Raw genomic sequence first — 3,277 nt, 5'->3', positions numbered from 1 at the left:
ATGTTCTGCCGTATTCGCGGTTACCTATCCACTCTACGCAAACAGGGGCATAACGTTCTGGATGCCCTCATGGGATTGTTCTCTGGAAACCCTATAACTCTCCTACCCCAGCCTGAGTAGTTACGATGCGATGCTTACTAATCCAAGAAGAAATCAATAATCGTTGGGGCCAAGGAATAACATTAAGTACAGTTGCCAAAATTCTAAATACTCAGGAACAGCCTGAATTGGCGATCATCTTTCTCAAAGCTTCAGTTGATGTGCGCGAATCCATTCGCGGCGATATCCGGGGTCTTGATACCGACCTGCAACAGTCCTATACCGAAACAGTTGCTGATGATTACCGCTTCTTGGCCGATCTCCTCTTACAACAAGATCGCATCATCGAAGCGCAACGTGTTCTTGACCTGCTGAAGCTCCAGGAACTGGACGATTACCGCCGAGGCATTCAGCGCACGGCCAACAGTTCCCAGGGCGTGGAGTTTCTGAGACCGGAGGAAGCGATTCTGGCACAATTGGGAGAATTGCAAAAGTCGGCCATTGAAGTGGGTCAAGAGCTTGACGCCCTACAACAGGTTGAGAGCAGTCAACAAACCGATGGGCAGAAAGCGCGGATGGCGCAGCTCGGTACGCTGTTGGAGCAAATCAATGCGGACTTTAGAAACTTTAGCCGGGATTCTGCTATTCGCTCCCTGGTAGAACAACTTAGCTACGAAGCCCGTGAGGCTAGCCTCAATTTGGATGAACTCGATAGCTTGCGGGATGAGCTGAAGCAACTGAATGCCGCAATCTTTTATCCCCTGGTATTGGAAGATCGGCTGGAACTGGTGATTACCACGCCCGATTCTCCGCCGTTGCGCCGAACTGTGCCCGTGGGTCGAGAAGAGCTGAATCAGGCGATTCTGGCGTTTCGAGATGACCTGACTACGGCCAGTCCTGCCATCACCACCTCTGCCCAACAACTCTATGACTGGCTGATTGCCCCGCTCGAAGCGGATCTGGCGGAGGCGGGTGTAGATACCATTATCTACGCACCCGATGGTCAGTTGCGCTATATTCCCCTAGCGGCCCTCTACGATGGTGAGACCTGGTTAACTCAGCGCTTTAAGGTTCACAACATTATCGCCCGTTCCCTGACAGATATCACCGAAACCAATGGAGCGACGCCAAATATTCTGGCAGCAGCCTTTGCAGATCCCAGTCTGGTGCATACGCCAGAGGTGAATGGGCGAACCTATCGGTTCTCAGGTTTACCCGGCGCTGGGTTGGAGGTTGCAGCGCTGCCTGCGGCGGTTCGCTACCTGGATCGCGACTTTAACCTAGGCGCGATTAAGCCGGAGTTTTATCAGTACAACATTTTGCACTTTGCTACCCATGCGGCTTTTGTACCTGGTGTGCCTGAAGACTCGTTTATTCTGTTTGGCAATGGCGATACGCCGACGCTGCGAGATGTGGAATCCTGGTCGCTTAACAATGTGGATCTGGTGGTGCTGAGTGCCTGTGAAACCGGTGTCGGCGGACTGGGTAATGGAGAGGAGATTTTAGGATTGGGCTATCAGTTTCAGCTCAGTGGGGCGAAGTCGGTAATGGCGTCGCTGTGGACGGTGAGCGACGAGGGGACGCAGCGACTGATGACGGCGTTTTATGAGGCGTTGAGTCAGGGAATGACGAAGGCGGAGGCATTGCAGGCGGCGCAGTTAACGCTGATTGGTAGAGGGTCTGGTCTGGTGAGCAGCCCTGAGCAACGGGCAACGATTATGGTGGAGGGGCGGCAGACGGCAGCGGCTGGCTTCGAGCATCCTTACTATTGGGCTCCGTTTATTTTGATTGGCAATGGGCTTTAGGGGTTTGCGATTTCCTACGCCCAACTCCACCACCATCTCCCGATATCTGCAACGACTGAATCGACTGCACCTGAGCCACAGTCCCCTTAGCATACTGATCCAACGATCCCGCATCCATCCCCTTCACACTCTGCTGAAACTGAGCATAGGGACCCTGATACAACAAATGAGTCACCGCCTCAGCCGACTCTCCAGCCCTCAACGCCGCCGCCACCACCTGTTGGTCCAACTGAATCGCCGCCAGGTCACTACTCACAGACTCCCGATACAGATCAGCGTAGCTCTGAATTTTGCCAGTCACCGCATTCGCATATTCCGTATACCGCTGCTTCTGAGCCGTATCTACCTGCGTCTTAGCATAGTACAGTAGCTTAGGCAGAGCCGCCTTCTTCTCATCTGGCGATTGCCCCCTGGTTTTACACTGCACATAGGGTCCCTGGGCAATACACTGAATCACCTGCCGGGGAGAATGCCCCGCTTGTAGCGCCACTTGAGCAACCGTGCGGTCCAGCTGTTGCGCCGTTTGTTGATCCTCAGGATCCTCACTCGCATAAGCCTGAAATAGCGTCTGATAATCCTCAAAATTCACTCTTAAAGCAGCCTTCGCTAGAACTAAATACTGCTCTCTAGCCTGCTTTCCCTTTTCCGTATCAGGTTCACGAGGCAACAATGGAGCCTCTTCTGCAGTCGTTTCTTTATCAGCCTTAGGAGACTTTGCCATGATCACTCCCTACAACACATCTGAAAAGTCGTTGAGTAGATCCGCTTGAGCCAACAGAGAAATCTCTCCTGTCGGTACTGCCATTGGACTAATTTCTGGAAACTGAGGCTGGTCAGATTCGCTCGACGGAGCCTCAATTCCAAACGTTTCCCGTAAATGCTGAATTTGCTCTTCCATCCGAATAATAGACTGTCGGGCCAGGTCCTTTAACTCTGCCTCCGAATGCTTACCCGTATCCTGATAAGCAAAGGGTAACCAGAAAGCACGAGCCGCAGTGGCCGCTTTCTCTTTACCCTTGTAAGTACGATGAATCAGCCAGCTGTAGGTGATGCCGTTGGGGGAGCTGCGGTCTGGCTCAAAAATAAAGCGCACCCTTGACTTGGTGGACTTATCCGGATCATCATTGCTGGGCTTGCGAGGCATAGCTCATCCCTTAACTAACAAAACAGACTGAAGTAGCACCCTACAAAGGATAGCGGTTCAATCAAAGCCATGCTGACAAAATGTAAATTAATTTACATATAAACCCAAAATTGGATACACACAGCGGACACGATGCTGAGCAATAGGGCATAAAGTCATCGGCAACAAGCCTATAGTTGATTCGACCTCAAGGCTTGTTGCCTCAACACATCCGTAATCGTCCACCCGTCTTTATCGCTGAGACTAGTCTGACGGAATAGTGGGCGATATACGGCATCATTTCAACCCG

General features: G+C 51.9%; 3 protein-coding genes. 1 reads left to right on the top strand and 2 read right to left on the bottom strand.

All coding sequences use genetic code 11. The features are described 5' to 3' along the window. The first annotated feature begins 125 nt into the window (after positions 1 to 125). Positions 126 to 1,844: a CHAT domain-containing protein gene (locus tag VB741_RS26190; RefSeq protein WP_323368173.1), complete on the top strand. Its 1,719-nt coding sequence runs from the start codon at positions 126 to 128 to the stop codon at positions 1,842 to 1,844. Here VB741_RS26190 and VB741_RS26185 read toward each other — a convergent pair. Further along, positions 1,819 to 2,565 carry a hypothetical protein gene (locus tag VB741_RS26185; protein ID WP_323368172.1) on the bottom strand — a complete coding sequence of 249 codons (747 nt, stop codon included), beginning with the start codon at positions 2,563 to 2,565 and terminating at the stop codon, positions 1,819 to 1,821. The two genes, VB741_RS26190 and VB741_RS26185, sit on opposite strands and share 26 nt — an antisense overlap. A 9-nt stretch (positions 2,566 to 2,574) precedes the next feature. Then, entirely contained in the window at positions 2,575 to 2,988 is a 414-nt protein-coding gene (locus VB741_RS26180; RefSeq protein ID WP_323368171.1) for a hypothetical protein, read from the bottom strand. Positions 2,989 to 3,277: the final 289 nt, after the last annotated feature.

The organism is Leptothoe sp. PORK10 BA2 (assembly GCF_034932105.1).
Taxonomy (GTDB): Bacteria; Cyanobacteriota; Cyanobacteriia; order Phormidesmidales; family Phormidesmidaceae; genus Leptothoe.
The sequence above is the reverse complement of the archived record's forward strand: the minus strand, read 5'-3'. Positions and strand labels throughout refer to the sequence as shown.

Bases quoted from the DNA above. Each gene is read 5' to 3' on its own strand.
- VB741_RS26190 (WP_323368173.1), top strand. From the start codon at position 126: ATGCGATGCTTACTAATCCAAGAAGAAATCAATAATCGTTGGGGCCAA.
- VB741_RS26185 (WP_323368172.1), bottom strand. From the start codon at position 2,565: ATGGCAAAGTCTCCTAAGGCTGATAAAGAAACGACTGCAGAAGAGGCT.
- VB741_RS26180 (WP_323368171.1), bottom strand. From the start codon at position 2,988: ATGCCTCGCAAGCCCAGCAATGATGATCCGGATAAGTCCACCAAGTCA.